Annotated in this window: 1 protein-coding gene; it reads right to left on the bottom strand. The window is 62.7% G+C overall.

The features are described 5' to 3' along the window. Window positions 1–140 precede the first annotated feature (140 nt). On the bottom strand, window positions 141–1,268 hold the full coding sequence (locus NTCA1_RS28280; protein ID WP_159832497.1) for an IS5 family transposase: 1,128 nt from the start codon (window positions 1,266–1,268) through the stop codon (window positions 141–143). Window positions 1,269–1,353: the final 85 nt, after the last annotated feature.

The following is a 1,353-nucleotide window of genomic DNA, read 5'->3' as shown; positions in this document are numbered from 1 at the left end:
TTAACAGGTTGCGGAAAAAGGCGTCGCAGTGGTCGTCATCGGCCCGATTTCAAAGGTCCTGGGCACGGTAGTCGGTCATTTTCGGGTGAAATTCGTAGAGACCTGCCGTGTGGCCGGTCCTGGCGATGTGAGCGGCGCGGCTAGGCCGCCGCCAGCAGTTTCGGCAGTCGGATGAGGTTGTAGGCCGCAGCGGTGAGCGAGAACGACCATCCGACGCGATCCTGGCCGCGATGACGGGTTTTTCGCATGTTGCCGCAGGTCTTGGCCCAGCCAAACACCTCCTCGATCCGCTTGCGGATTCTCTGCGAGACGGCGTAGCCGGGATGGCGTGTCGTCCGTCCGTCGATGGCGGAACGACGATTGGTGTTGTTCTGGGCCACGTGCGGGGTAACGTCCATCTCGCGCAACGCCGCGACGAAGCCAGCCGTGTCGTAGTTCTTGTCGGCGCCCAGCGTAATCCGATGACGTCCCTCCATGCGCCCCAGCATGGTCAACGCGGCCTCGCGTTCGGCGGTGCCGGTGGCATGGGTGAGCGTTGCATCGACCACGAGACCGTTGCGGTTTTCCATGAGCACATGGGCCATGTGGCACAGCTTCGCTGCCTGGCCACGCGCCTTCTTGAACAGCCGGGCATCGGAATCGGTGGTCGAGGCATGGGTCGCATTGCTGCGCTTCTCGCCCCGGAAGTCGCATTCGGCATTGCGGCCGGTCGGCCGCGTCGCCTGTTTGCTCTGGCTAGACACCGACCCACTGTCACCGTCATCGCCGGGGCCGCCTTCATCCTTGGGCCTGAAGCTCTTCACGCTGGCCCACGCTTCGATCAAGGTGCCGTCCACGGAGAAATGATCGTCCGACAGCAGCGCCTGTACGCGCGGCTGCCCGATGACGGCGGACAGGAACCTGGCGGCGATGTCGCCTGCCAGCAGCCTCTCGCGGTTCTTGGTGAAAACCGTGACATCCCAGATCGGCGCATCCATCGCCAGGCCGACGAACCAGCGGAAGAGCAGGTTGTAGTCCATCTGCTCCATCAACTGGCGTTCCGACCGTATCGAATAGAAGGCCTGCAAGAGCAAGGCGCGAAGGAGCTTCTCGGGCGGGATCGAAGGCCTGCCGATACGCGAATACAGGCCATCGAAATCCGCCGACAGCACCTCCAGTGCTTTGTCGACAATCGCTCTGATGGCGCGGAGCGGGTGGTTCGCCGGTACCCGAGCCTCGCAGCTCACGTACGAAAACAGCCCCTCACTCCGCTCATCATCGCCGCGCATCCCGATCCCTTCAACATCGCTCGTCGCAATCCTGGAATCAGCAATGCCTCTTCAGGGCAAGCTACTTTTTCCGCAGCCTGTTAAG

Origin of the sequence: Novosphingobium sp. TCA1 (genome assembly GCF_009811895.1) — a bacterium.
Taxonomy (GTDB): domain Bacteria; phylum Pseudomonadota; class Alphaproteobacteria; order Sphingomonadales; family Sphingomonadaceae; genus Novosphingobium; species Novosphingobium panipatense_A.
The sequence above is the reverse complement of the archived record's forward strand: the minus strand, read 5'-3'. Positions and strand labels throughout refer to the sequence as shown.

Bases quoted from the DNA above. Each gene is read 5' to 3' on its own strand.
- NTCA1_RS28280 (WP_159832497.1), bottom strand. From the start codon at position 1,268: ATGCGCGGCGATGATGAGCGGAGTGAGGGGCTGTTTTCGTACGTGAGC.